Annotated in this window: 18 protein-coding genes; 10 read left to right on the top strand and 8 right to left on the bottom strand. The window is 46.6% G+C overall.

The features are described 5' to 3' along the window. The first annotated feature begins 10 nt into the window (after window positions 1-10). Together HGP28_RS00640 and HGP28_RS00635 are read left to right on the top strand one after the other, a co-directional pair. Window positions 11-1228, top strand: coding sequence for a Bcr/CflA family multidrug efflux MFS transporter (locus tag HGP28_RS00640; RefSeq protein WP_168834497.1), 1218 nt, complete (start codon window positions 11-13; stop codon window positions 1226-1228). Then, the gene (locus HGP28_RS00635; RefSeq protein WP_168834496.1) at window positions 1228-1905 is read left to right on the top strand and encodes a DUF2913 family protein; all 678 of its coding nucleotides are present in this window, start codon (window positions 1228-1230) and stop codon (window positions 1903-1905) included. Before HGP28_RS00640 ends, HGP28_RS00635 begins: the two co-directional genes overlap by 1 nt. A 313-nt stretch (window positions 1906-2218) precedes the next feature. On the opposite strand, the gene HGP28_RS00630 is transcribed toward HGP28_RS00635, so the two are convergent. Continuing rightward, complete coding sequence (locus HGP28_RS00630; protein ID WP_168834495.1) at window positions 2219-3679, bottom strand: DUF2867 domain-containing protein; 1461 nt, start codon at window positions 3677-3679, stop codon at window positions 2219-2221. A 554-nt stretch (window positions 3680-4233) separates the two neighbouring features. On the opposite strand from HGP28_RS00630, the gene HGP28_RS00625 reads away from it, so the two are divergent. The 7 genes from HGP28_RS00625 (at window position 4234) to fabV (ending at window position 15203) form a co-directional block, all read left to right on the top strand. Continuing rightward, window positions 4234-4905 (top strand): ABC transporter ATP-binding protein, encoded by a 672-nt coding sequence (locus HGP28_RS00625; RefSeq protein WP_168834494.1) that lies wholly within the window; start codon window positions 4234-4236, stop codon window positions 4903-4905. After that, the gene (locus HGP28_RS00620; protein WP_168834493.1) at window positions 4886-7339 is read left to right on the top strand and encodes an ABC transporter permease; all 2454 of its coding nucleotides are present in this window, start codon (window positions 4886-4888) and stop codon (window positions 7337-7339) included. The genes HGP28_RS00625 and HGP28_RS00620 overlap by 20 nt, the downstream gene beginning before the upstream one ends. Continuing rightward, the gene (locus HGP28_RS00615) at window positions 7336-8445 is read left to right on the top strand and encodes a lipocalin-like domain-containing protein (protein WP_343033758.1); all 1110 of its coding nucleotides are present in this window, start codon (window positions 7336-7338) and stop codon (window positions 8443-8445) included. Before HGP28_RS00620 ends, HGP28_RS00615 begins: the two co-directional genes overlap by 4 nt. Before the next feature lie 724 nt (window positions 8446-9169). After that, a complete protein-coding gene (gene nhaA / locus HGP28_RS00610) occupies window positions 9170-10327 on the top strand; it encodes a Na+/H+ antiporter NhaA (protein ID WP_168834492.1) in 1158 nt (385 codons plus the stop codon). 409 nt (window positions 10328-10736) lie between these two features. Next, complete coding sequence (gene psrA / locus HGP28_RS00605) at window positions 10737-11429, top strand: TetR family transcriptional repressor PsrA (protein ID WP_168834491.1); 693 nt, start codon at window positions 10737-10739, stop codon at window positions 11427-11429. 55 nt (window positions 11430-11484) lie between these two features. Continuing rightward, window positions 11485-13839, top strand: a complete 2355-nt coding sequence (locus HGP28_RS00600) for an acyl-CoA dehydrogenase (protein ID WP_168834490.1) — start codon at window positions 11485-11487, stop codon at window positions 13837-13839. Between the two features lie 161 nt (window positions 13840-14000). Further along, the gene (gene fabV, locus HGP28_RS00595) at window positions 14001-15203 is read left to right on the top strand and encodes an enoyl-ACP reductase FabV (protein WP_168834489.1); all 1203 of its coding nucleotides are present in this window, start codon (window positions 14001-14003) and stop codon (window positions 15201-15203) included. 73 nt (window positions 15204-15276) lie between these two features. On the opposite strand, the gene HGP28_RS00590 is transcribed toward fabV, so the two are convergent. Together HGP28_RS00590 and HGP28_RS00585 are read right to left on the bottom strand one after the other, a co-directional pair. Then, window positions 15277-16959, bottom strand: coding sequence for an aspartate:alanine antiporter (locus tag HGP28_RS00590; protein ID WP_168834488.1), 1683 nt, complete (start codon window positions 16957-16959; stop codon window positions 15277-15279). A gap of 233 nt (window positions 16960-17192) precedes the next feature. Beyond that, window positions 17193-17456 carry a GrxA family glutaredoxin gene (locus HGP28_RS00585; RefSeq protein WP_168834487.1) on the bottom strand — a complete coding sequence of 88 codons (264 nt, stop codon included), beginning with the start codon at window positions 17454-17456 and terminating at the stop codon, window positions 17193-17195. Between the two features lie 258 nt (window positions 17457-17714). Here HGP28_RS00585 and HGP28_RS00580 point away from each other — a divergent pair, with 258 nt between their 5' ends. Further along, window positions 17715-18977: an iron-containing alcohol dehydrogenase gene (locus HGP28_RS00580; RefSeq protein ID WP_168834486.1), complete on the top strand. Its 1263-nt coding sequence runs from the start codon at window positions 17715-17717 to the stop codon at window positions 18975-18977. A 52-nt stretch (window positions 18978-19029) separates the two neighbouring features. On the opposite strand, the gene HGP28_RS00575 is transcribed toward HGP28_RS00580, so the two are convergent. From HGP28_RS00575 to HGP28_RS00555, 5 genes are all read right to left on the bottom strand, one after another. Then, window positions 19030-19884 carry a MurR/RpiR family transcriptional regulator gene (locus tag HGP28_RS00575; RefSeq protein WP_168834485.1) on the bottom strand — a complete coding sequence of 285 codons (855 nt, stop codon included), beginning with the start codon at window positions 19882-19884 and terminating at the stop codon, window positions 19030-19032. 538 nt (window positions 19885-20422) lie between these two features. Next, window positions 20423-22063: a pyridoxal-dependent aspartate 1-decarboxylase PanP gene (gene panP, locus HGP28_RS00570; protein WP_168834484.1), complete on the bottom strand. Its 1641-nt coding sequence runs from the start codon at window positions 22061-22063 to the stop codon at window positions 20423-20425. 140 nt (window positions 22064-22203) lie between these two features. Beyond that, window positions 22204-22701 (bottom strand): hypothetical protein, encoded by a 498-nt coding sequence (locus HGP28_RS00565; RefSeq protein ID WP_168834756.1) that lies wholly within the window; start codon window positions 22699-22701, stop codon window positions 22204-22206. A 96-nt stretch (window positions 22702-22797) separates the two neighbouring features. After that, window positions 22798-23703 carry a LysO family transporter gene (locus tag HGP28_RS00560; protein ID WP_168834483.1) on the bottom strand — a complete coding sequence of 302 codons (906 nt, stop codon included), beginning with the start codon at window positions 23701-23703 and terminating at the stop codon, window positions 22798-22800. A gap of 124 nt (window positions 23704-23827) precedes the next feature. Beyond that, window positions 23828-24748: an HDOD domain-containing protein gene (locus HGP28_RS00555; RefSeq protein WP_168834482.1), complete on the bottom strand. Its 921-nt coding sequence runs from the start codon at window positions 24746-24748 to the stop codon at window positions 23828-23830. Window positions 24749-24944 lie beyond the last annotated feature (196 nt).

Raw genomic sequence — 24944 nt, 5'->3', positions numbered from 1 at the left:
GAGATAAGTAATGACCAAACCACCTCGTTCGCCAGCGGCGGCTGATACCGCGACGCATACGATTAGTGTCTTTCTTTTTGCGGTATTAGGCGCAATTGGAGCATTAACGCCACTTGCGATTGATATGTATTTACCTGCGATGCCGACCATCGCGAGCGACCTCGGGGTCGATGCAGGCGCTGTCCAATTAACGCTAACGGCGTATACCACGGGTTTTGCATTAGGCCAATTGATCCATGGGCCGCTAGCAGATAGCTTTGGCCGTCGTCCAGTATTGATTTTAGGTGTGCTGTTTTTTGGTTTAGCTTCTGTCGTGAGCGCCTTAAGTCAAGATATTGATTCATTGACTTACATTCGCGCAGCGCAAGGGTTTGCAGGGGCGGCGGCTGCGGTGATCATTCAAGCCGTAGTGCGAGATATGTTCGACCGTGAAGATTTTGCTCGCGCGATGTCGTTTGTCACGTTAGTGATCACTATCGCACCACTGATTGCACCAATGATTGGCGGGTACGTTGCGCTTTGGTTTGGATGGCGCGCGATTTTTTGGATTTTAGCGGTATTTGCGATTGGCGTTATTGCGTTGGTTTGGTGGCAAATCCCTGAGACGTTGAAGCCGGAAAATCGCCAGTCTTTGCACTTTCGAACGACATTAAGAAATTACGCGCAAGTGTGCCGAAATCCAGTTGCAATGGGCCTCATTTTCTCCGGCGCCTTCTCTTTTTCCGGTATGTTCGCCTTTTTGACCGCAGGTGCGTTTGTCTATATTGACATCTACGGTATACAGCCAGACCATTTTGGTTTCTTTTTTGGTTTGAACATCGTCGCCATGATTGTAATGACCAGCATCAATGGCCGTTTGGTGCGTAAAGTGGGTTCTCATGCCATGCTCCAGTTTGGCCTATGGGTGCAACTTGTCGCCGGTCTCGGCCTTTTGTTGTGTTGGTTCTTTGACAGTGGCTTTTGGGGCATTGTGACGTTTGTGGTGTTATTTATCGGCACCTTATCCACGATTGGCAGTAATGCGATGGCATTGCTGTTGAGTGGTTATCCGACAATGGCGGGGACCGCGTCTTCGCTTGCAGGAACATTAAGATTTGGCACTGGCTCATTAGTGGGTGCTTTAGTGGCATTTTTGCCTGATGGTGTTGCGTGGCCCATGGTCATCGTGATGGCGGTTTGTGCTGTGCTTTCAGCACTGTTTTATTGGGCATTAGGAAGAAAGGCGTAATGGCTCTAAATCATTTAACTAATCAATATAGTTCAGAAATTCAATCTGTTGTAAATTCGGCGCTCAGTGAGCTGGCAGAAGAGCATCGCGCCGGTCGTGTGGTTAATGCCCCAGTAGCGAATAACCATTTTCTGGTGCGTTGGGTAACCAAAGCGATTAAAGAGCAACGCTTTAATCGTGTGGTGAGTGCCGATTTATTGCGCTGGCAGAAGGCGGGGCGCTCAAAGGGGAACGACGCTGCATTATTATCTACCTTTCGCCGCATTTCAGCACTTTATGGTCAGTTTTTCCCAGCAAACGAAACGCCTAAGGTGTTACACGATGCCACGGTTGAGCAGTTTTTAGATGTGATGGAGCAAGCGGGGTGGGAAGTCTCGACATCAGAGCCTTTGGTGAATGTAGGTAAAGTGCAAATTTTTACTGACGGGCAAAACTCATTGGCGCTGTGTGCTAATCAATGTGAAAGCAGTTTTGATGGTAGTGTGATGGTCAAGCCGATGAATTGGTTTGTGCGCGGCAACCATAATCAATTTGTGGAAAGCGCCACCGAAGCAGGGTTTTTGGTGCATAAAGTGACCGATTACAAATCGAATGTGAAATATCATGGTGAATATTTGATTTACCCTGAAAACCAAGGGATGCAGCTTGCTGAAATTCCGATGAGTATTCAGGGGTAATCGCATATTTACCCAAACAATTTCAAGTGGAAAGGGTATACCCAAGTAACCTCAAGATACGAGGTTCAGCGAGAATGACTTGGTTTGTCAGTGAGGCGAGGATTTGAAGATTGAGTGGTTCTCAATCGAAAATCGTCAACAAAGCTGATGAGCCAAGACAGCTCGCCCTTTGGGAGCCAATCACTGAACTGATAGCGGCGTTAAACAACTTGAAAATAGACTCGCTATTTCGCTGCGTTGCTTGCCTTGCTCTCAGCTCAGTGAGCTGGCTCTGAATCCTGCATCTTGAGGTCACTTGGGTATATCTATCGTTTTAGTTACCACCTTGCTGATTGCTCTGAGTATGATTCAACAAAGCGCTGCGACACAGCGCTTTTACCATTCCTTTGAAAATGAACAGGTGGGCCGGAAACATAGCAAACCAGTAAAGCAAACCGGGTAAACCTTTTGGGTGCCACCAAGCGCTAATGGTTAATTCACGCTCTTCACCGAAATCACGGATCTGAAATTCAAGTCGTCCTAAACCGGGGCCTTTCATTCCAAACAAAAGTGATAGAAACTGCTTTGGTTCGCAGCGAATGACTTTCCACGAGTCGATATGATCGCCCACTTGCAATGGCTGATGTTCTGGCACGCGGCGAATCGGTTTTCCTCCTCCAAACAGCACATCTAACCATTCGCGCAATCGCCACAGTCCGGTCGCAAAGAAATACCCGCGTTCATGGCTGCCAACTTGCGTCACTTGCTGCCAAAGTGCGAGTGCCGAAGCGCGTGTACGGTAGCTCGCACCAGTTTGCTTGGGATAATAACCAAAGCCCGGTTGCCAACGAGCAATTGCCGTTTCATCGAACCCCCACACGTTACTGCGGATAAATTCCCCTTCGAGTTCTAATGCTTCGCGTACCGCATCACGGTAGCTGACCAGCGCTTGTGGGTAGCGCTTTCTGATGGCGTCGGAACTTGCCACAAAATGATGACCAAGGCCGCCGAGTAGGGCTTTGCCAATGGCGGCAGGCACCGAGGTAATGACGCCAAGCCAACGCGCCGCCATCATTGGTGTTAGTAGAGGTGTTGCCCACAATCGAAAGGGACGACTTGTTTGCGCACAAAGCTCTTTAAATTGCGCGCGATAAGTTAGTGTGTCGGGTCCGCCCGCTTCCAAAATCTCATGTGAACTCGCCTTGTGCTCGGCAAGCATGAGTAAATAGTGGTTTAGGTTTGCCAGTGCGATAGGGTTGGCATAATTATCAACCCATTTAGGGGTGATAAGGATAGGTAAGTTGTATACAAAATCACGCATGATTTCGTAGGCTGCTGAACCCGGGCCGATGATAACCCCGGCGCGCAGTTCGGTAACGGGTACCGCGCTTTGGCGTAATATTTCGCCGGTAAGAAAGCGAGCTTGCAAGTGCTCAGAGCGACCATTGGCTGGCTGCAGCGCACTAAGATAAATTAGGTGTTTGACTGGATGGCGGTTTAGTGCCGTGGTGACGTTTTGTGCCAAGTTTAGCTCATAATCAATAAAATCGTGACCATGGGCCATGCCATGAACTAAGAAAAACACCACATCCTGCTCTGCCATGGCCTCACTTACCGCTGCCTCATTCTCAAGATCCAGATGAAGGCAGCGTAATTGCTCATGGGAGCCGAATCGAGTCGTGATCAGGTCAATTTGACGTGCGGTGGCGGTCACCGCATAGCCACGCTCTAACAGCAAGGGCACAAGGTGAGATCCAATATAACCAGAGGCGCCAAGTACTAAAATTCGTCTCATATCGTCTTCTTTTGTTGCATTAACCACGTCTTGCTTAATTTATCGTGAGGTAACTAGGGTCTGTTGACCTTTCGAGGTTAAATTTTGTTCGCGCAAAAATCGTTTTAGGCGCGACAAGGCGTTTGCAGCTTAGTCATTCTAAGCAAAGACGTCTTAACAAAGCATAAAACGATTTTAGCCGAACCCTTTGGGCAGCCGTTGTGCTTCATTTCTACTGCGTTATCGGCTTTTCATGTAGGTTGACTACACATCAAAGCCTCTGTCTTGTAGACATTTCCCACAAACGGCTGCAAAAATCAGCACGAAAGGTCAACAGTCCCTAGGAATAACATCATGATAACGTATTTCTCAATGGATGCTGTAAGCGTGTTTTTTTAATCGAGTTTAACGCCACCATACCAACGTAATAACTGTGGTTTTGCGCCAAATAGCATTGCAATAAAAGGCATATCAAAAGATATATTGTGGTTACGATCCCAAAATGCTTTCGATAAACAGCGTTTTGGTGTAGATTCGGGTTCCCAATTTTCACCATTTTCTGAGCAAACCAATCAATGTTAGAGCTGGCAAATTTAAGTAAAGGCTATGTCGACGGCGATGAATTTCACCCAGTTTTGCAAGGGGCCGATCTCATCCTTGAACAAGGGGATCAGGTCGCATTAATGGGAGAGAGTGGTTCAGGAAAAAGTACATTACTCAACTTGATTGCCGGCTTGGATCTGGCGGATTCTGGTGAAATAAAATACCCACATTTTGCGATGCATGATGCGTCAGAGCGTCTGCGTACTGCATATCGTCGAGATAATATCGGGCATATTTTTCAGCAGTTTAATTTACTACCAACCTTGACCATCGCTGACAATATTCGCTTTTGCCGCCAACTGCGCGGTTTGCCAGAAGATATGGGATTATGGCGTCAAATTTTGTCTGCCTTAGATTTAATGCCGTTACTGGGCCGTTATCCAGAAGAGGTCTCTGGTGGTCAGCAGCAACGTGCGGCCATCGCACGCGCGCTGTATATGGAACCCAAATTGCTGTTGGCTGATGAACCGACAGGAAGCCTTGATGAGCGTAATGCAGAAGCGGTGATGCGTTTACTGACCTCACTTGCCAAAGATCTTAACTGCACGTTACTGGTGGTTACCCACAGTGAGCGCGTTGCCCAATATATGGGCGCCCGTGTGCGTCTGCAAGGAGGACAGCTGCATGTTATGGCCCGTAGTTAAGGCGCTGCTGGGTCATTATCGTCGCTATCCTCTGCAAATTCTTCTCGTATGGTTAGGGTTGACGCTTGGCGTTTCTCTTCTGGTCGGTGTCACGGCCATCAATCACCACGCTAAAGTCAGTTATCAAAATGGTGAGCGGTTATTTAATAACCCATTACCGTATCGTATTTTGCCCAAACATGCGGCGAATAAGATTCCCCAAGGCCTCTATATTCAATTGCGCCGAGCCGGCTTTCATCAGTGTGCGCCATTTGATATTCGTTATTTGACTGCGCACGGTGGTGTGAACTTGACCTTGGTGGGTATCGACCCTGTCGCTATGGCACCATTAAGTCAAAATGCCCAGCTGCTTGATATATTGCCGCTTAACTTGATGCAGCCCCCTTATCCCGTCATGATCAGTCGCGATTTGGCGACGCATTTGTCGTTAAAAGATGGCGATAATATCGTATTGCATGACGGTTCGAATTTAGGCCCAATCCAGATAGATCGCAAAGATGAGATGCGCGGCACTCGCATGATGACGGATCTGTCGCGTTTACGTTCAATGGAACGTAGCTCTGGCTTATCACTGATTGGCTGTGCGGAAATGTCGAGTGAGAATCTGAAAGAGTTACGCGCGATGTTGCCAAGTGGTATTACAGTGGTTCAAAACAATCGTGACGAAATGTCGGGCTTGACCAAAGCGTTTCATATGAATTTGACCGCGATGGGAATGCTCTCTTTTGTGGTGGGATTGTTTATTTTTTATCAAGCGATGTCGTTGTCGTTTGTGCAGCGTCAGCCATTGGTTGGGATCATGCGGCAGATGGGCGTTGGCGGAATGCAACTGGCCCAAGCACTAGTGATTGAAATCACGATTTTGGTTTTGATCGCGTGGTTATTTGGTAACGCTTTTGGTGTGTTGCTTGCCAACCAGTTAATGCCAGCGGTCTCTGCTAGTTTGAGTGAACTGTATGACGTGAATGTGGGCTTACGAATTAATTTGAGTTGGCAGGCAAGTCTTTACAGTTTCTGGATGGCTTTGGCCGGTGCTGCAATTTCCTGTTTTTGGCCGGCAGTGCGTTTAATTCGTACTCAACCTATCCGTCTATCGGCAAAATTATCGCTTGTTCGCCATGCGGGACGTGAGTTTTCATGGCAAGCTTTGGTGGCGACAGGTCTGGCGGTCGCGGCGGTGGCGGTTTATCAAGGCCCGCCGAGCCAAGAGTTGGGTTATACCTTGATAGGCTTAATGCTGCTCAGCGTGGCGCTCTTTACGCCTTATATTATTTGGCTCTGTTTTAACAGTTACTCTTATTCGGTGCGCTGGGTTCGTTTACGCTGGTTCTTTAGCGATGCTGCAGCCAGCATGAGTTATCGAGGGGTTGCGACCATGGCATTTATGCTGGCATTAGCAACCAACGTGGGTATTGAGACTATGGTTGGCAGTTTCCGTGATACCACAGACAAATGGCTTACTCAGCGTTTGGCTGCCGATCTGTATATTTACCCCAATAATAATTCTGCTGCGCGGATTGCAAAGTGGTTGGAAGAGCAGCCAGAAGTGGATCAGGTATGGTGGCGTTGGCAAAAAGAGTTACCTAGTGAATATGGTTCACTTCAGTTTGTCAGCACAGGTGCCAACCGAGGCGAATTAACCTCCTTACCAGTTAAGTTGGGGATCCCGGATTTTTGGTTTCATCTTCATCACAGTAAAAGCGTGATGATCAGTGAGTCTATGGCGTTGAAAAAAGGGCTACGACCGGGAGATGAAATTGATTTTCCTGAGCCGCTGGGGCCAGATTGGCAAATTGCTGGTATTTATTATGATTACGGTAACCCTTACCATCAAATCTTATTATCCCATCGCAATTGGCAATATCGCTTTGAAGAAAATGGCGATATTGGGCTGGGTGTTCTGTTAAATGAAGGTGCCAAAAGTGAGACAATTAAGCAGCGACTCGAAGCGCTGTTTCACATGAATTCTGATTATGCTTTTGATAATACTAAAATTCACCAGCAAGCGATGACGGTATTCGATCACACGTTTAAAGTGGCAGACACACTAGGCAATATCACATTGGTTATTGCGGTATTTGGCCTTTTCTTTGCCACCTTGGCGGGTGAGATCTCGCGTCAACGCCATATTGCGCTGCTCCGCTGCCTAGGTTTATCGGGGCGCGAACTGATAGCGATTGGCGGGGTGCAATTACTGCTGTTCGGGTTGATTTCTGCGCTGGTTGCGGTGCCTCTCGGGCTCTCTTTGGCTGTGCTTATTGTTGATCTTATTATCAAACATTCGTTTGGCTGGTCGCTGCAATTGCAAGTGATTCCATGGGAATATTTGTGGACGATTGCTTGGGCCATGTTCGCTATTATGCTGGCAGGCGCACTTCCTGTGTTACGTCTGGTTAAAAACACCCCCATGAAGTCATTAAGGGATGCCTTGTGAGAGTATTACGCCAATACTTTGTCTTTTTTATCTGTGCGTTGGTGCTGGCAGGTTTAGGTTTCGCCTTGTATTGGCAATGGTTTTCAGACAAAAAAGTACCCACGACCAATCTCAACCCAGTCTTGCATCGAGATGGCTCAAGTGTGTTTGAACCTGTGCTGCCAACAACAGAAATCAGCTTGCCACGTGACTTTCACTTCCACCCGCAATTTCAACACGAAAATTGGCACTATTTAGCGACGTTACACGATCAGCATGGCCAGCAATATACGGTGCAATGGAACTATTTTCGTATCGCAACGGATGAGCGTGTTACCTATGGTTGGAATAGCCCACAGCTCTATATTGCGAGTGTTGTGGTGACTGACAGCGAACAGGCGTATCAAGATTTACGGCTGGCGCGCGGTGGTATCGGTCAGGGTGGAATGATCTCTGAGCCGTTTCAGATTTGGCTCGACAATTGGAAATGGGTCGGGGATGGTATGAGTCCGTTTCCTGGTAAGCTAGATGTGACTACCGAGCAATTTGCACTCAATTTGCAGACCAAGCCAAATGGTCCTTTTGTGCTGAATGGTGAACAAGGGTATCAAGTGAAACATCAAGATGGGGTGTTGGCCGCCTATAGTGTGAGCGCGCCATTTCTTGACGTCATGGGAACGTTAGATTTAAACGGGCAACCAATCGCGGTGCACGGCCAAGCTTGGTTACAAAAAGAGTGGGGCAGTGGCTTGTTAGTCGATGAACATAATGGCTGGGATTGGTTTGCATTGCATCTTGAAAATGGTAACGCGCTGAGTGTCAGTCAGTATCGAGATGATAATGGCGCGCCCTTTCGTTTTGGAACACTGACCTTTGCCAATGGTAAAACTGTTACGCTAGACAGCAATCAAATTACGTTAAAGCCATTGACGCAAACCACATTAGCCAATGGTCGCACCGTACCACTGCAGTGGCGGATCTCTGTTCCAGCGTATGACATTCAACTTATTACTCAGGTTAACCAGAGGAATATGTGGCTACCCTTTATGCTTCCTTATTGGGAAGGGCCTATTCACACCATTGGTGCACAAAAAGCGAAAGGTTTTATGCAGCTTACAGGCTATTAGACTTTCGAGCGCGCTGCGGTTAGAGTCGTCCAGCTTTTTGCGGCAGCGCTTTTATTCCCTTTCTACTTGAAGTTGCAGTGCCTTTCTTTAACAACGTAAAGGACTGGCTCTCACAAATCTCATCACACATAAATCTCATCACATAGTTTGTCTATGTTCACTAAGTGCCCAGAGGCTTTGCTCGCTTGTCGCCTACCCACAACGCCAAGTTGTTTGGGTATAGACGCTAAGTGACTAGGGGATCGCCTCGTTATTTTCTGTGTAATACTCTTCTAAAAATCATCTTCTCTCACGTCCCATCTTGCATCTTGAGCCAACTTAGGTATATAAAGCTATTGTTAGGTGTTTTGTCAATGCAATGTAACTCAAGGGTTGACATCCTGAGTATGTGCATATCGTTTTTGCGCCAAAATTGTATTTATTGATGATGTTAGATTTATGCTAAGCCCGTTATATCGAGTGTGGCCCAAGGCTAACTGTTCGGATATTTCGATAAATAACATCTAAACAAGCGATTATTCCGAGCATATTGATGGCGTTAGACTGGTCGATATTGATTATCGGCAAGATAGGTGACGAATGCAGTACCTATCAACATTGAAGATGTGTTGCGCATTTGTTGCGCATGGTCTTATCAGAAAGTAAATCTTGCTTCGTTTGCAGTTCATTTTTTACTCATGATGAGAAAAAGTGAAACACAAAATAATTATTAAAGGATCAATTCATGAACGACATCATTCGTGATTTCTTCAAAATGGAATCGTCAGGCGGCATTTTGCTGGTCATTGCGGCTGCGGTAGCAATGGTGATTGCCAATACCGGTTTTTATGACACTTATGACGCAGTGCTCCACAGCTACATCTTTGGCATGTCAGTGTCACACTGGATTAATGATGGCCTGATGGCGGTGTTTTTCTTATTGATCGGTCTAGAAGTCAAACGTGAGCTGCTAGAAGGTGCGCTCAAATCAAAAGAGACCGCGATTTTTCCAGCCATCGCCGCAGTGGGTGGCATGCTTGCGCCAGCGTTGGTTTATGTTTTATTCAATAGTGGCGAACCTGAGTTATTAAAAGGTTGGGCAATTCCTGCTGCAACTGACATTGCATTTGCACTGGGTATTATGGCGCTGCTGGGCTCTCGCGTACCAGTGAGTTTGAAAGTTTTTCTGTTGGCGCTGGCGATTATCGATGACCTAGGTGTGGTTGTTATTATTGCCCTGTTTTATAGCGGCGAATTGTCAACAATGGCTTTGAGCATTGGCTTTGCGATGACTGCGCTGCTCTTTATGCTCAATGCTAAAGAAGTGACGAAAATCCGTTATTACCTCATTGTGGGCTTGATTTTATGGGTTGCCGTGCTGAAATCGGGAGTGCATGCCACATTAGCGGGTGTTGTGATTGGCTTTGCGATTCCATTACAGGGTAAAACGGGTGAATATTCTCCACTGAAGAAAATGGAGCATGCGCTACATCCTTACGTTGCCTTTGCTATTTTACCGCTGTTTGCTTTTGCTAATGCCGGCATTTCACTTGAAGGGTTGTCATTGAGCAAGCTGACAGACGTGTTGCCATTGGGTGTGGCGCTCGGTCTTTTGATTGGGAAACCACTGGGTATTTTTAGCTTTAGCTGGGTTGCAGTGAAAGCAGGAGTTGCCAAATTACCAGAAGGTGTCAGCATGCGTCATATCTTTGCGGTATCTGTGCTGTGTGGTATTGGTTTCACCATGTCTATTTTTATTTCGTCATTGGCATTTGGCAGCGAGTTCCCAGACTATGACAAGTACGCACGCTTGGGTATTTTGATGGGGTCAACAACCGCAGCGGTACTTGGTTATGTATTACTGAGATTGTCATTGCCTAAACTTGCCACGCAAAATGCCTAAGTTGCAGCATTGAGTTCTTAACAAAAGCCCTTATCAGCGATGATAGGGGCTTTTTAGTACCAGACAGAAAAAAGCCCAAATCAAAAGGTGACTTGGGCTGATACAAAATTAGGAGTTAACAAGAAAAAAATAGCAGCAGTATGTAACACAATCTGTCTCGGTCGGCGGCCAGACGTCACGAACATCATCGGTTACATCTATTCAGACTCACGGTTTAGCAAACAGTTCCAAAAAAAATTACACTTTTTTCGCAAAAAAATTAGCTGATATTAATCAGTTGGTTACGTTTTGATTTTTTCTTTTTGTGGAACATGCGGCAAAAAATTAATGTTAACCACTTGTTAATTTTACGTTGTGGGCGTAAATTCAAACATGTGTTTGATACATGTGATTGAAATAGGTGTTTGTTATGGCTGGCCGGGCTCACACAAAACAAATCATTCTTGATACCGCGGAGAGCCTGTTTGCAGAGCATGGCTTCAATGGCACGTCACTAAGAACCATCACCACGAAAGCGGGGGTCAATTTAGCGGCCGTGAATTACCACTTTGGTGACAAAAAAACACTGGTTCGAGCAGTGCTAAACCGATATCTCGAAGCTTTTATGCCCGCTGTAGAGCAGTCGCTCGCACGCTTGAATACCGAATCGGACTATTCAATGAGTCAAGTTTTTGAAAGTTTGCGTGAACCGCTGCAAGCGCTAGATACACTGCGACCTAATGGCATGCATGTATTTATGCGTTTAATTGGTCGAGGTTATACCGATGTTCAAGGACACTTACGTTGGTTTATTGCTACCCGCTATGGCAGTGCGCTAAATCTCTTCATTGAATCGGTTCAAGTTGCCAACCCAAGATTAACGCCGCAAGAGTTGTTTTGGCGTTTGCATTTTACTTTGGGAACGTGTGTTTTCACTATGGCTTCCAGTCAAGCGCTTGGTGAAATTGCAACGAGCAAATTTGCTCAATCCAACTCACCACAGTCGATCATCGACCAATTAATTCCCTATCTTGCTGCTGGCATGTCAGCAAGTGAGGCGTCAAGCGAACCTACAACGCCATTTTTAACCGATCTAAAGCGCGTTACTCATGCCAAAACATAATAAGAATCACAGCACAGACTGATGAACAACAACCGTGAACAAAAGGATACTGACTATGAGCTCTCTAAGACGACAATGGATAAGTGACCGTGCTTTCAAATTGTTTAAGAAGGTACTACCGCCTCTTTCTGCGACCGAAAAAGAAGCAATGGAGGCAGGCACGGTGTGGTGGGATGCGGAACTGTTTTCTGGCAAGCCCAACTTTGCCACATTGCATCACTACCCTAAACCCAAATTAAGTGATGAAGAGCAAGCCTTTATCGATAATCAAGTCGTTACATTGTTAGGGATGCTTGATGACTATCAAATTGTCAAAAAAGACCGGGATTTGCCTCCTCAGGTATGGGACTTCTTAGCAAAAGAGCGTTTTTTCTCACTGATTATTGGTAAAGAATACGGGGGGCGTGAATTCTCTGCGCTTGCCAATTCGACCATCGTATCCATGATAGCAACGCGCAGTATCAGCGCCGCGGTGACCGTTATGGTGCCAAACTCATTAGGCCCAGGAGAGTTGCTCACCCATTATGGCACGCAAGAGCAGAAAGAGTATTGGTTACCAAGACTTGCAAACGGCAAGGACATTCCCTGTTTTGCGCTCACGGGACCAGAAGCAGGTTCTGATGCGGGCGGCATTCCAGATGAAGGGGTGGTTTGTTACGGACAGCACAATGGCGAAAAGGTGCTCGGCATTCGACTCAATTGGAATAAGCGTTATATTACATTAGCGCCAGTTGCAACTGTGCTTGGGCTGGCGTTTAAACTCAACGACCCTGATGGTTTACTCGGCGATAAAAAGGCGCTGGGCATTACCTGCGCATTAATTCCAGCCTCTCATACTGGGGTTGAAATTGGCGAACGTCATGATCCACTCGGTCTGGCTTTTATGAATGGACCAACACGTGGCAAAGATGTGTTTATCCCCATCGATTGGCTGATAGGCGGGGCAGAGTATGCCGGCAAAGGATGGCGAATGTTAGTGGAATGCCTCTCTGCCGGGCGTGGTATCTCATTACCGGCACTAGGGACTGCTATTGGCCATTTGACGGCTCGAACAACCGGCGCTTATGGCTATGTGCGTAAACAGTTTGGCCTTTCTATTGGTCGTTTCGAAGGTGTTTCAGAGGCAATGGGGCGTATAGGTGGGTTAACCTATTTGCTTGAAGCGACAAGAACATTAACCACTACAGCGCTTGATCTTAAGGAAAAGCCTGGCATAGTGACCGCGATTGCGAAATACCATATGACTGAGATGGCTCGCACCATTTTGAACGATGCGATGGATATTCACGCCGGTCGCGCGATACAAGATGGGCCGATGAACTACCTATCAACGCACTATTTGGGAATGCCTGTGGCGATTACGGTCGAAGGGGCGAATATTTTGACGCGCAATCTGATGATTTTCGGTCAAGGCGCAACACGTTGCCATCCTTATGTTTTGCAAGAGATGGCATGTGCAGAAGAAACCGATTCAGAACGGGCTGCAGCGCAGTTCGACACACTGCTATTTGCTCATATCAAACACGCACTTTCAAACGGCCTTGGCGCGCTAGGGGCGGCATTGACGGGGACACGATTCACCCGTGTTGCGATGAGTGGGCCAACCCAACAATATTACCGTGACATCACGCGTTTGAGCCAAGCTTTGGCGGTGAGCGCGGACGTGGCAATGCTCACTCTTGGCGGTGAGCTGAAACGCAAAGAGACCATTTCAGCCCGTCTTGGGGATGCGTTGAGTTACCTATACATGGCATCGGCGGCGTTGAAAAAATACGAAGATGATGGTCGCCAGCAAGGGGATCTGGACTTTGTTCACTACAGTGTTCAGCACTGTTTGCATCATGCGGCGGCATCGCTTAACCAAGCCTATCGTAACTTTCCAGCAAAATGGGTTGGGCGGAGTGTCCAAGCGCTACTGTTCCCGTTAGGGAATCATTACCATGAGCCAAGCGATACGCTTAGTATTAATATCGCCAAGGCACTTATGGTGCCAAGCGCGCAGCGCGATAGACTCACGCACCTTTGTTACATTGGGAAGGAAAGTTATATTGGGAAGGAAAGTTATATTGGGAAGGAAGGTTATCTTGGGCAGCAAGCGGAGTCTGTGAACGCACCTTTGCAGCATGTTGCCCTTATTGAGCAAGCATTCGTGGCAATGTATGCCATTCAGCCGCTTGAGCGCAAAATGATAAAAGCGGCTCAAGAAGGCGTGGTGGATAAAAAAGGCCCGTTGAAGATTCGTCTGCAACAAGCGCTCGAAGCACAAGTGCTTACGCAAACGGAAGTTGAGAAAATTCAACAGGCGGATGCATTGCGTTATCGAGCCATACAGGTTGATCATTTTAGTCACGACTTTACTGAGGTTCGAACTGATGGCGAGGCCTCACCGCCTCTTACTTCGGTCGCGTAATCAGCGAGCATATCTGCCAGCACTTACAGCTGGCTTTTTTTATCGTGACGTGAGCGCTCAGTGCTCCAACCACTGGTCAAAATGGCCAATTAAGCAAGAAAGAGGATGCGATTTGTGAACGAACCTTTTATCCTAGCAGGGATTTTTTAAGGAAATTGAATATGATCATCAAACCGAGAATTCGAGGATTTATCTGTACCACAACGCATCCGGTGGGTTGTGAAGCAAATGTCAAAGAGCAAATTGCCTACGTCAAAGAGCAAGGCCCGATCAACAACGCTCCTAAACGCGTTTTAGTGGTGGGTTCATCCAGTGGCTATGGACTTGCTTCTCGTATCACCGCGGCGTTTGGTGGTGATGCAGCAACAATTGGTGTGTTTTTTGAAAAAGAAGGCACCGAGAAAAAACCAGGTACAGCAGGTTTTTATAACGCAGCTGCGTTTGATAAGTTGGCAAATGAAGCTGGCTTATACGCAAAAAGCATCAATGGTGATGCGTTTTCTAACGAAGCTAAGCAGCAAGCGATTGAGCTTATTAAACAAGACCTCGGTCAAGTTGACATGGTTGTGTATTCGCTAGCATCACCAGTGCGTAAATTGCCAGATACTGGCGAACTGGTGCGTTCATCATTAAAGCCTATTGGTGAAACTTATACCGCGACAGCCGTCGATACCAATAAAGACGTTATTATTGAAGCCAGCGTTGAGCCCGCATCAGATCAAGAGATTGCAGATACGGTGACTGTAATGGGTGGCCAAGATTGGCAATTGTGGATCAATGCGCTTAATGACGCAGGTGTATTGGCACAAGGCTGCAAAACAGTGGCATACAGCTATATTGGTACAGAGTTAACGTGGCCAATCTATTGGGATGGCGCGTTAGGCCGAGCGAAAATGGATCTTGATCGTGCGGCGACAGAGCTTAACGGTGTCTTAGCAAGCCTTGATGGTAGTGCAAATGTCGCGGTGCTGAAATCCGTTGTGACTCAAGCCAGTTCAGCAATTCCGGTTATGCCACTTTATATTGCGATGGTCTTCAAGAAAATGCGTGAAGAAGGGGTGCACGAAGGGTGTATCGAGCAAATTGAACGTATGTTCCGTGCCCGTCTGTACAAAGAAGATGGCTCTGCCGCAGAAGTGGATGAGGCCAATCGCCTTCGCCTTGATGATTGGGAGTTGCGAGATGATATTCAGCAACACTGCCGAGATTTGTGGCCTTTGATCACCACGGAAAACTTGAAACAATTGACCGATTATGTCGAATACAAAGATGAATTTCTGAAGTTATTTGGCTTTGGAGTGGACGGCGTGGATTATGATGCCGATGTAAACCCATTGGTTGAGACGCAATTTATTAACCTATAAGTTGGTCGTACACTATTTCTATTTTAGCGATAAGCTAGGTGAGTGATCACCTAGCTTTTTTACGTAAAAAGAGTTAAATCAGAATAATCAATAGGGTACCAGCTAACGTCATTAGGATATTAGCGATGGCGTAGGTGCCTGCATAACCTAACGCGGGAATGGTCGATTTGGCGTATTCGTTAACAATATCCATCGCTGGCGCACAGGTGCGAGCGCCAATGATAGCGCCAAGCAACAGCGCGCGGTTCATCCGTAAAATATAGACACCGACTAGATAGGCCAATATAACGGGTAACACGCTCACAACCAACGCAAGACCTAAAATCTGCGGCCCGACTTGAGCAAGGTTTTCAAACATTTTTCCGCCAGCATTGAGACCAATGCCCACCATAAACACCATTAAGCCAAGATCTTTGACCATATTCAGTGCTCCCTGAGGGACATAGCCAAAGGTAGGGTGGTTGGCGCGTAAAAATCCAAGTGTAATACCGGCCAGCAGTAAGCCGACCGCGTTGCCTAAACTGAATGACACATGGCCAAAAGTCATGGTGACTAAACCAAACATCAGACCGAGAATGAAAAAACTGCAAAAAGCGGTTAAGTCGGCGATTTGACTGTGGATTGAAATAAAACCGATTTTTTCAGCCAGTCCGTGAACTCGACTCTTTTCGCCACTGACTTGAAGAATGTCGCCTTTTGCTAACACAATATCTAGATCCATTGGCATTTCAATCTGCGCGCGAACCACTCGGTTGAGAAAACAACCGTACTCGGAGAGATTGAGATCCGAAAGCCGCTTGCCAGCAATGGCGTCGCTTTTGACCACGATTTCTTCTTCAACAATGCGCAAATCGAGAAGGTTGCGATCAAACACTTCTTTACCGTTGCGAAAACTGGGATCAAGACGCGCATGGCTGTCAGGAAAGCCCACCAACGCGATTTCGTCGCCTTCTTGCAAAATTGCATCCCCATCAGGATGGGCTAAAATGCCGTGACGTCGAATTCGCTCGATATAACATCCCGTTTGGCGATAGAGGCCTAGTTCACGTAGATTTTTACCATCGATCCAATTAATCAGTTCTGGCCCAACGCGATAGGCACGAATGATCGGTAGATACACTTTACGTTGGGCAGAGCCACCAAGACCTCGCTCCTGTGCGATTTGCTGTGCTGAGTCTGACAGGTTCTGTTTTTGAAATTTCGGTAAGAACTTGGCAAACATGATCATACTCACCAGACCGACAAGGTAGGCCATCGCGTAACCAACGGAAAGGTTGTCTAAAGCTTGAGCAAAATCCATATGAGCTGGAACAAAAGCAAGACCTGAATTGAGCGCATCTTGAGCGCCCACTAATACAGGGGTTGCGGTGAGCGCGCCAGCCATCATGCCGGCGGCAAGACCAAACTCAAGCCCCAAAAATTGGCTGGCAAAGTAAGAAATGCTGACCGCCGTGATAAGTACAACCAAGCTCAAGACGAGATAGTGTTTGCCGTCACGGAAAAAAATCCCAAAAAAGTTAGGGCCAGCTTCAATACCAACGCAGTAAATAAAGAGCAAAAATCCGATAGTCAGCGCATCGGCACTAAAAGTAAAACCTAAGTGCCCCATTACCAATGACGTGATTAAGACCCCAATAGAGTTGCCCAGCTGTAAGCTGCCAAAGCGAATTTTGCCAATTAAAAGGCCAATAGCAAGGACAACAAAAATCAGAAGAATCGGGTTTTGTTTTAGCAGTAAAACGACATCAATATTCACAGTATGGCTCGAAGTCAGCGAAATAAGAGGGAGATAGCGCGTAACTTAAATTACGGAGGAATTGTAACCAAATAAATCGAAAAGATAAGCGAAATATCTGAGAATTGGGTAAAAAGTCAATATGAAAGAGCGGGCAACAAAAAGACCGCACAGGCGGTCTTAGTTCAGCGCTTATGTATCAATGCCGTGCGTTTGAATTTAGTGTAGGTTTGATACTGAAATGCGGGCGGCTTTTAATCAAACAGGCCCAGATTCTCTTTAGCATAGGCTTCAAAATCGTCACAGCCACCGATGTGTTGCTGGTCGATAAAGATTTGCGGTACGGTTTCCACGGGCTTACCAACGGTTTTCTCGAGATCGGCCTTTGAAATACCTTCAGCCTGGATGTCTACATAGCGATAGTTAAAGTCGTCGCGTTTTGCTTTTAACGTTTCTGCGTGCTCTTTTGCGCGAACACAGTAAGGGCAACCCGGACGGCCAAAAATAACTACGAACATTTCGATTCTCCTTGATTCTGTATCACTACACTATGCCTTATCTATTGAGGGAAATAAAGACGCATTTGCCTTTTACTGTCATAGGCAAAACCAATGGTGCTATACCCTTTTCGCGCCAAGTTGTTTGGGTATCAGTGCGGGCCACCTCATGATATTTCGCGTTTTCGCCAAGGGATTTCTCACAAATTGCACTTCATCTCATTAATTTAACGCTAAAATCGTCACAGTGGGGATATTCGTTATTATCGGGAGACGCCTATGTTTCAGTTCATGACGGCCACACGGATTATATTTGGTGAAGGGGCACTACAGTCGTCACTGTCGCTGATTAATCAATATGGTTACAGTGTGCTTTTGGTGACGGGCAAAGAACATCAACGGGCTCAGCCAGTGATTGATTATATTCAGGCACAGAAACTGCGCTACCAGCATGTGGCGATTTCCGGCGAGCCCAACATCGCTATGGTGGAGCAAACCGCGGTAGTCAGTCGTAAGTTTCAACCGGATGTTGTTGTGGCGGTCGGTGGTGGTAGCGTGATCGACACGGGTAAAGCGCTCGCGGCCATAGTTCCCAACCAAGGTAACGTCTACGACTACGTCGACTTGGTTGGACGGAGCGTACCACTCAAAACATTTCCGCTGCCGTTTATTGCCATTCCAACCACAGCCGCCTCAGGCGCTGAGGTAACGCGAAGTGCGGTGCTGAAATCGGGTCAAGATCAGCTCAAAGTCAGTTTGCGTAGCCCGGAAATGGTGGCAGATGTTGCGATTGTCGACCCTACGTTGACATATGGCACTGACCCTTACACGTCGGGACGTGGTGCTTTATATGCGTTTACTCATTTGATGGAAGCTTATGTGTGCGGCGATCCTAACCCATTGACAGATATGATTTGCGAAGAGGGGTTAAAACGACTGGCACACTCTATCTATTTGGGTTGTCTTGAGGATGACGCGAAAGGTCGCCACGATCTCTCTTTTGCCGCAATGCTGGGTGGAATGGCCATCACCAATGCGAAATTAGGGGCAGCACATGCGCTTGCGTCTGCACTCGGCGGTAAATTAGATGCACCCCACAGTGTTATCAGTGCGCAACTGGCGCCTCATGTGATGCGAGAAAATATTGCTGCGGCAAAAATCGCCAAACGTGGCGATGTTATTGAACGATACCAAGCCATAGCACGAATTTTGACGGGCCAAGACGATGCCGATGCACAGGATGCGGTGGTTTGGCTCGAGCAGGCGCTGGTCACTTTACAGCTCCCGACGTTACGTAGTTTTGGTGTGTGCCAAACGTCGTTTGAACAAGTGGCTAATGATGCACTCATGTCGGTTGCGATAAAAGGTAACCCGTTGCCGTTAACCCACGAGCGTCTGACTTATATTCTAGATCAGGTGTGCGATTGTGGGTGCAGTACAGAACCACCTAAAATTCGAACCAGTGCATCTATGGAAATTTGTTATCAAGATCAGCGAGACCGTCAGCTCCCCGTGATTGTCGAGGAAAATCCTGAAGAATGATGTGAAAAGAAAAGGCGCTTTATGCGCCTTTTCTGATGAGTGAATACTAATGTTAAAACTGACTGATTTTGTCGTAGCGACTGTCTTTCAACGCCTCTTTGACGCGTTTCAGGTTTTCGCGGAAGCCAGTGCCGCGACGAAGTGTAAAACCAGTGGCAAGTACATCAATTACTGTCATTTGTACCACTCGGCTGGCCATTGGCATATAAACATCGGTATCTTCAGGAACGTCGAGCGTAATCGATAGTGACGCTGCTTTTTCCAATGGCGAATCTTTGGCTGTGATGGCGATAACTGTTGCTCCGTTTTCTCGTCCAAGATGCGCCACTTCGACCAAACTCTTAGTTCGACCTGTATGGGAAATGAGCACAATCACGTCGTTGTCGGTCGAATTGATGCAGCTCATTCGCTGCATTACGATATCTTCAAAACACGTGATGGGGATGTTAAAACGAATAAATTTGTTTTGTGCATCTTTTGCAACGGCAGAGGACGCGCCAAGGCCAAAAAACGAAATGCGTTTGGCTTGAGTCAGTAAGTCTACCGCTCGATTAATTTGCATCGAGTCAAGGCTGTTTTTCGCCACGTCAAGGCAGGCCATGGTCGACTCAAAAATTTTATGAGTGTAGGCGTCTGGGCCATCGTCCTCTTCAACGTTACGATTGACATAAGGGGTGCCATTAGCAAGGCTCTGTGCCAAGTGCAATTTGAAATCCGGAAACCCTTTAGTATCGAGGCGACGGCAAAACCGATTGACCGTTGGTTCACTCACATCCGCCATTTTCGCTAGCGTTGCGATGCTGGAGTGAATCGCCGTTTGTGGAGATGCCATGATCACTTCGGCAACTTTACGCTCAGATTTGCTGAAATTCTCTAAATTTTTTTGGATTTTTTCTAATGTATTCATAGTGTCGTTGCAGCTTACTACGGCGAATTCGGGTTGAATTAATGGGATTCGATGTGAGTGCCCATCGTATCTCCCCAGAGAACCTTAGCCAGTGGTCCACTGCGTTATAACAAGCGACGCAGGCACATTAGCCAAAGGTATTGAACACGGTAAAAGTATAAACGGGTTCTAACGTTGGGCTAAACCCAAACGTGCGACAATCTTACGAGAATATGACCCGCCTCAAACATTATTTTGTTTAAACTACAGAAATAATAGTAATACGGCGAAATTTACCGCACTTAAGACAATATTGATGTGAGAGTTACGGCAAAAAAGAAAGAAAATTTCATATTCCCCCGTTTAATATCGAGACCTAGCTCAGCACTATCCCCTTTCCACTTGAAGCTGCAGGGGTGTTGGCTCGTTCTCACAAACCTCATCACATAATGATTAGCGCGCCAATGTGAGCCTCATAACAAAATAACAAAGTTGTTTCGTGCAATGAGGCGTCACTGACACTCCGCAAATCTGCGCGGGTCGAATAGGCTGCGACGCTTTATTTTACTTGGGCAGCAAAGGTTTCGAGACGATCAAGTAACGTTGGGACTTGCTTGGCTATCTCGCGCTGTTCAAGCAAAATTGCTTGCAAAATTTCTTCGCTGGTAAGTGGATTAGCGAGTACGACGCGAAATACTATCGTGTGGTGATGATCGTAGTTCGCAGGGTTGAGTCGAGTACGTGAGACAAATGAGCGCCCCGTTTCACGCTGGCGTTTTTGAATAAATTGGGTGAGATCGTTAAGCATCTCGTTTAAATGTGCTTTTTGTTCACCTTGAGCTCGTGCCAGCGCCGCCTGAATCGATTTTGGTACATAGCGATAGGTTAATAGGCACAGTTCAGGTTCCGAGATGAGCTCGAAATCAGGTTGCTGAGTAATGAGGCTGGCAAAATATTGCGCCTTTTCGATGCTTTGGTTAATCAGCAGTTCATACCCTGGACGACTGATGATATGCATTGCCGCATAAAGTAGCATTGCCATACCAGAACGAGAGCCTTCTAACGTGTGACTGCCGAGATCTTTTGAGCCTTTACGTAAAATATATTGTGCGTGATGCTCAATGCATTTCATTGCGTCTGGCTCTTTAAATAGGACCATGCCGGCGCCCATTGGCAAATAGAGCTGCTTATGTGCGTCAATCGTGACGGAATCGGCAAGTTCGATTCCGCTCAGAAGATGGCGATAACGATTGGACATTAAAGTCGCGCCGCCCCAAGCGGCATCAACGTGAAAGTGACAATCGTGTTCTTGACAAATGTGAGCAATCTCGACCAGCGGGTCGACGTTCCCCGTTTCTGTGGTACCTGCGACACCGACCACCGCAAATGGTTTGATGCAGCGTGTTTTCAATGAGCGAATGGTCTCATCGAGCGCCTTGGGGCAAAGACGATTATTGGCATCGGTTTTAACCGGCACAAGGCCTTCTTGTCCAATACCAAGAACATCAGCGGCTTTTTTCAACGAGTAGTGGCCGCGTTCGGAGACTAAAATGGCTAAACCTTCATAGCCATAATGCTTCATGGCTTTAAAAAGTCCTTCTTTTTCGACACCTTTGAAGCTGCCTTGAGCGCGCAGTGCGTTATTGCGAGCGACCCAAAGCGCGGTAATATTCGCAATTGTCCCACCTGAACAAAATGCACCCAGTGAATGATTCGCGCTGTGCATCCAGCGTTGGTAAAAAGCATCATCTTGACGATAAATCAATCGATGCAACATACCAAGAACTTGGCGTTCAAGTGGTGTAAAGGCTTTTGAGGTCTCGATTTTTACCAAATTCTGATTGAGTGCAATCATGATTTTGGACAATGGCATCAGAAAATAGGGGAGAGCGGATGTCATATGACCAATGAAAGTTGGCGCAGAGGTATGAACCGAATGCGAAACCACAGTATTAAGCAAATGCTCGGTGTGATCAGACACAAAAGACGCGGTTTCTGGGATCACAGCCGAAGAAAAATCTTTCTCGATCTCTCGCAAAGGCTTTTCTTCGGCAACGATATGCTCGCGTAAAAACTGATTGAGGTTTTGCGATAAGCTGGCCTCAATTTGAGTTAAGGTGGAGTCCGGTCCTTCCGGTACAGTGAAGATTTTCAGCAGACTGTCAAAGCTCACATCAGCTGTTTTTGTTTCGGTAACCATGGTGCAAAATCATCTCAAAAGGTCATGAGACCCTAAAATTTGAAGAAGGGTCAATCTAAACCAAATTGGGCGCAAAGTCCCGTTTTTCTTAATTATGACCACAAGGGGATCTGGCTTATAAACTTTACGCTCAATTAGCGTCACAACGTGTTGCAAGAGACTTTGGTTAATTGCTCAAGCTGGTGGTTGTAGCGGAGTAAAGCCTTTTCAATCTGTTTGGGTTGAGTTAGCAATTCGGCAAACGCACTGCGCAGTTGGTAGTTTTGTTCGTGATTTTTACTTTGACGATCATTGTAGGTTTGTTTTGCTAGCTGCCCAAGGCGATCCTCACGACTGGCTAACTGCTTAACATCGGTTTGGGAAAGCTGAAGCCAAGACTCAACTGAGCGTTGTGAACTGATACGTCCAGGATCATTAGCAAGAAAGTAGTCAAATGCCGCGCGATTGAGTTCAAAGTGGTGCTGGCGCCCAGTAAGAAACCAATGACTCACGTCGGCAAGCTCGGGATACTGGCGAGTGGTTAATGTTGCGAGATCACTATACCAAAGCAACGAGGCATCAATATAAGCGTTGTATTTTTGACTTAAACAGAGATCGTGCTGTTGCGCATGAGCCAGCGGACTTATTAATATCGCCATTAGAGCGAATGAGGGGCGCCAAGAGGTCATTGCAATATCCTTTTACTTTTAAAATAACATCGCATTGTATGTTTATTTTTAGTAAAAATCTTGTTGTTACATCGCAAGCGAGACAAAGAATAGCATCAATACCGGAACTAATAAGCTCAAAATGAACCCACTGACAATCGCAACGGGTACGCAGCGAACACCACCTGTGGTTTGAATCACAGGTAGAGTGAAGTCCATAGCGGTCGCGCCAGCGTAGCCAATCGCAGTGCAGGGAAAGCGACGAATAAACAGCGGGATCATCACTAATGCGACGAGTTCACGCAGTAGTTCGACACTAAATGAAACCCCACCAAAAATAGGGCCAAAGGCGTCTCCCATCAAAATGCCCGCCAGAGAATACCAACCAAAGCCTGATGACATGGCTAATGCTTGTTGCCACGGCATGTCAAGATACCAACCGGCCAATAATCCACCCAGCATGGAGGTGGTTATCATGACGAACGCAATGATCAGCCCGTGTTTATTGATAATGATTTGTCGAAGTGTTAAACCACTATTACGCAATTGGATGCCAATAAAAAACAGCAATAACAATAGAATCCATTCGCTTGCCGTCTCAACCCAACTTAAGTCCAAAGGCAAAAGTAGCCCCACGGCAAGCCCGCCCCCCACGACGAAAATCAATTTGAGTGACTCCAATGCCATTTGGGACAGAGGGACTGACTGTTGCGTTTGTTCACTGTGAAGTGGCAGCCAGCGATCAATTAAGGGCAAAATGGCTAAATTTGCAGCGCCTAAAAAGAAGAAAAAAGTGGCTGCATAATGAACTATCGTCGCCAAATTGTTGGCTAAATCGTCTAATGCCGCTAATGAAAGTCCCATCAAGGATAAAATCACCAAAACCAAATTGGCGGTGATTTGGTTGATGCGCTCTAAGACGTCTGTACGATTTATCGCGATAAAGTAGCCGAGCACCAAGGGGGTAAAAATGAAAAACATCCCTGAAAACATATTGATCTCTTAATGATAGCGAACTTCAAAACCTCGTTATATCGCCCATCTAAGTGCTGAGGCTTGATAAATCGTTGACGTGCCAAACGCCAGTGGGTTATGAGCGAAAGGCTCGATTTAAAGACTAAAAGCCACTCGCGTGCAGAACCGTACGGATGTTGTCAGAAAATTCGTCATCAGACAAATTGCTGAGCTCAAAAAGTACTTCGGCACCAGTGACATCAAATTCCACTTCGTGCTCTTCAAGCTCTTGATCTTGTCGACGAAAGAGTAAGAGATGATAGGCAATACGGGCGATGTCGAGATAGTGCACTTTGTCATCTCTTTCGACTTGTGGGCGGTTTGTAGCTACCTCAATAAAGTCATTATCAAATCCCCACTGCTTTAGCACAATTTGGCTGATGTCAGAGCAGCGGCTTTGAAACAGTTGCAGCGCAATGTCATGGTCGAGATAGTTACCTTTTGCTAAGTAGTGATGATATTCATTGACTAAGCAGTAAAGGCCAATGTCAGCTAACAGGCCGACAAGTAACGCTTTTTCTCGCTCAAGGTAATCAAACTGCTCCGGTGCCAATCGCTTATACGCCTCGACGACTAGGACCATAGTCGCGCCGAGCTCTCGTGACACTTTGGCGCTATCAATAAGGATTTTTTTGCAATCTTTATCGATACCAGCGGTACACTTTAGCTGTTCAATCGCTTGAGCTGTGACAATGTCACGAACGCGCAACATACCAAGCCGAGAGACGGCAGTATGCAGCTCGGTACACGTAATATTGCGTCGATTGAAAATGACGGAATTGGCGACGCGAAGGATGACGGCCGACAAGCTTGGGTCTTCCAACAAACAGTCCGCAATTTGTGCCACGCTGGTTGTATCTAATACAGACAGCCGTTGGATTTTAAGTACTACGTCTGGAATAGGTGGTAGTGATACATTTCCCGCAGTAACGGAACGTTCAACCAATCGAGAGAATTCGCTTTCAAGGGCGCTGAGTAGTGCCGTGCGATTCGTTGGCAACCAATAAAAAGATAGATGTTCCATAAATTAGCGGTGTAAATCTTGACGGTCGGTAGTTTACTTCGTGGTTGGAGGGTGAGGCAACTATTGTTACCGGTTACGCTTCACAAATGCGTTTTTTTACCGCACACGTGTACGAAAAGTTATGGATAAATAGCAGAATGTGAATACTATCACGCAAGTAAATATTGAACACGATGATTTGTGAGACATATCCCAA

The sequence above is a fragment of the Vibrio agarilyticus genome (assembly GCF_012641465.1).
GTDB lineage: Bacteria > Pseudomonadota > Gammaproteobacteria > Enterobacterales > Vibrionaceae > Vibrio > Vibrio agarilyticus.
Note: the sequence above shows the minus strand (reverse complement) of the source record. Positions and strands in the feature narration are given on the sequence as shown.

What these genes read in the sequence shown, in the direction of transcription:
- HGP28_RS00625 (WP_168834494.1), top strand. Translation starts at nt 4,234, where the DNA reads ATGTTAGAGCTGGCAAATTTAAGTAAAGGCTATGTCGACGGCGATGAA.
- HGP28_RS00620 (WP_168834493.1), top strand. Translation starts at nt 4,886, where the DNA reads ATGTTATGGCCCGTAGTTAAGGCGCTGCTGGGTCATTATCGTCGCTAT.
- HGP28_RS00580 (WP_168834486.1), top strand. Translation starts at nt 17,715, where the DNA reads ATGTTTCAGTTCATGACGGCCACACGGATTATATTTGGTGAAGGGGCA.
- HGP28_RS00565 (WP_168834756.1), bottom strand. Translation starts at nt 22,701, where the DNA reads ATGGCGATATTAATAAGTCCGCTGGCTCATGCGCAACAGCACGATCTC.
- HGP28_RS00560 (WP_168834483.1), bottom strand. Translation starts at nt 23,703, where the DNA reads ATGTTTTCAGGGATGTTTTTCATTTTTACCCCCTTGGTGCTCGGCTAC.
- nhaA (WP_168834492.1), top strand. Translation starts at nt 9,170, where the DNA reads ATGAACGACATCATTCGTGATTTCTTCAAAATGGAATCGTCAGGCGGC.
- HGP28_RS00575 (WP_168834485.1), bottom strand. Translation starts at nt 19,884, where the DNA reads ATGAATACATTAGAAAAAATCCAAAAAAATTTAGAGAATTTCAGCAAA.
- HGP28_RS00630 (WP_168834495.1), bottom strand. Translation starts at nt 3,679, where the DNA reads ATGAGACGAATTTTAGTACTTGGCGCCTCTGGTTATATTGGATCTCAC.
- HGP28_RS00585 (WP_168834487.1), bottom strand. Translation starts at nt 17,456, where the DNA reads ATGTTCGTAGTTATTTTTGGCCGTCCGGGTTGCCCTTACTGTGTTCGC.
- psrA (WP_168834491.1), top strand. Translation starts at nt 10,737, where the DNA reads ATGGCTGGCCGGGCTCACACAAAACAAATCATTCTTGATACCGCGGAG.
- panP (WP_168834484.1), bottom strand. Translation starts at nt 22,063, where the DNA reads ATGGTTACCGAAACAAAAACAGCTGATGTGAGCTTTGACAGTCTGCTG.
- HGP28_RS00640 (WP_168834497.1), top strand. Translation starts at nt 11, where the DNA reads ATGACCAAACCACCTCGTTCGCCAGCGGCGGCTGATACCGCGACGCAT.
- HGP28_RS00600 (WP_168834490.1), top strand. Translation starts at nt 11,485, where the DNA reads ATGAGCTCTCTAAGACGACAATGGATAAGTGACCGTGCTTTCAAATTG.
- fabV (WP_168834489.1), top strand. Translation starts at nt 14,001, where the DNA reads ATGATCATCAAACCGAGAATTCGAGGATTTATCTGTACCACAACGCAT.
- HGP28_RS00635 (WP_168834496.1), top strand. Translation starts at nt 1,228, where the DNA reads ATGGCTCTAAATCATTTAACTAATCAATATAGTTCAGAAATTCAATCT.
- HGP28_RS00555 (WP_168834482.1), bottom strand. Translation starts at nt 24,748, where the DNA reads ATGGAACATCTATCTTTTTATTGGTTGCCAACGAATCGCACGGCACTA.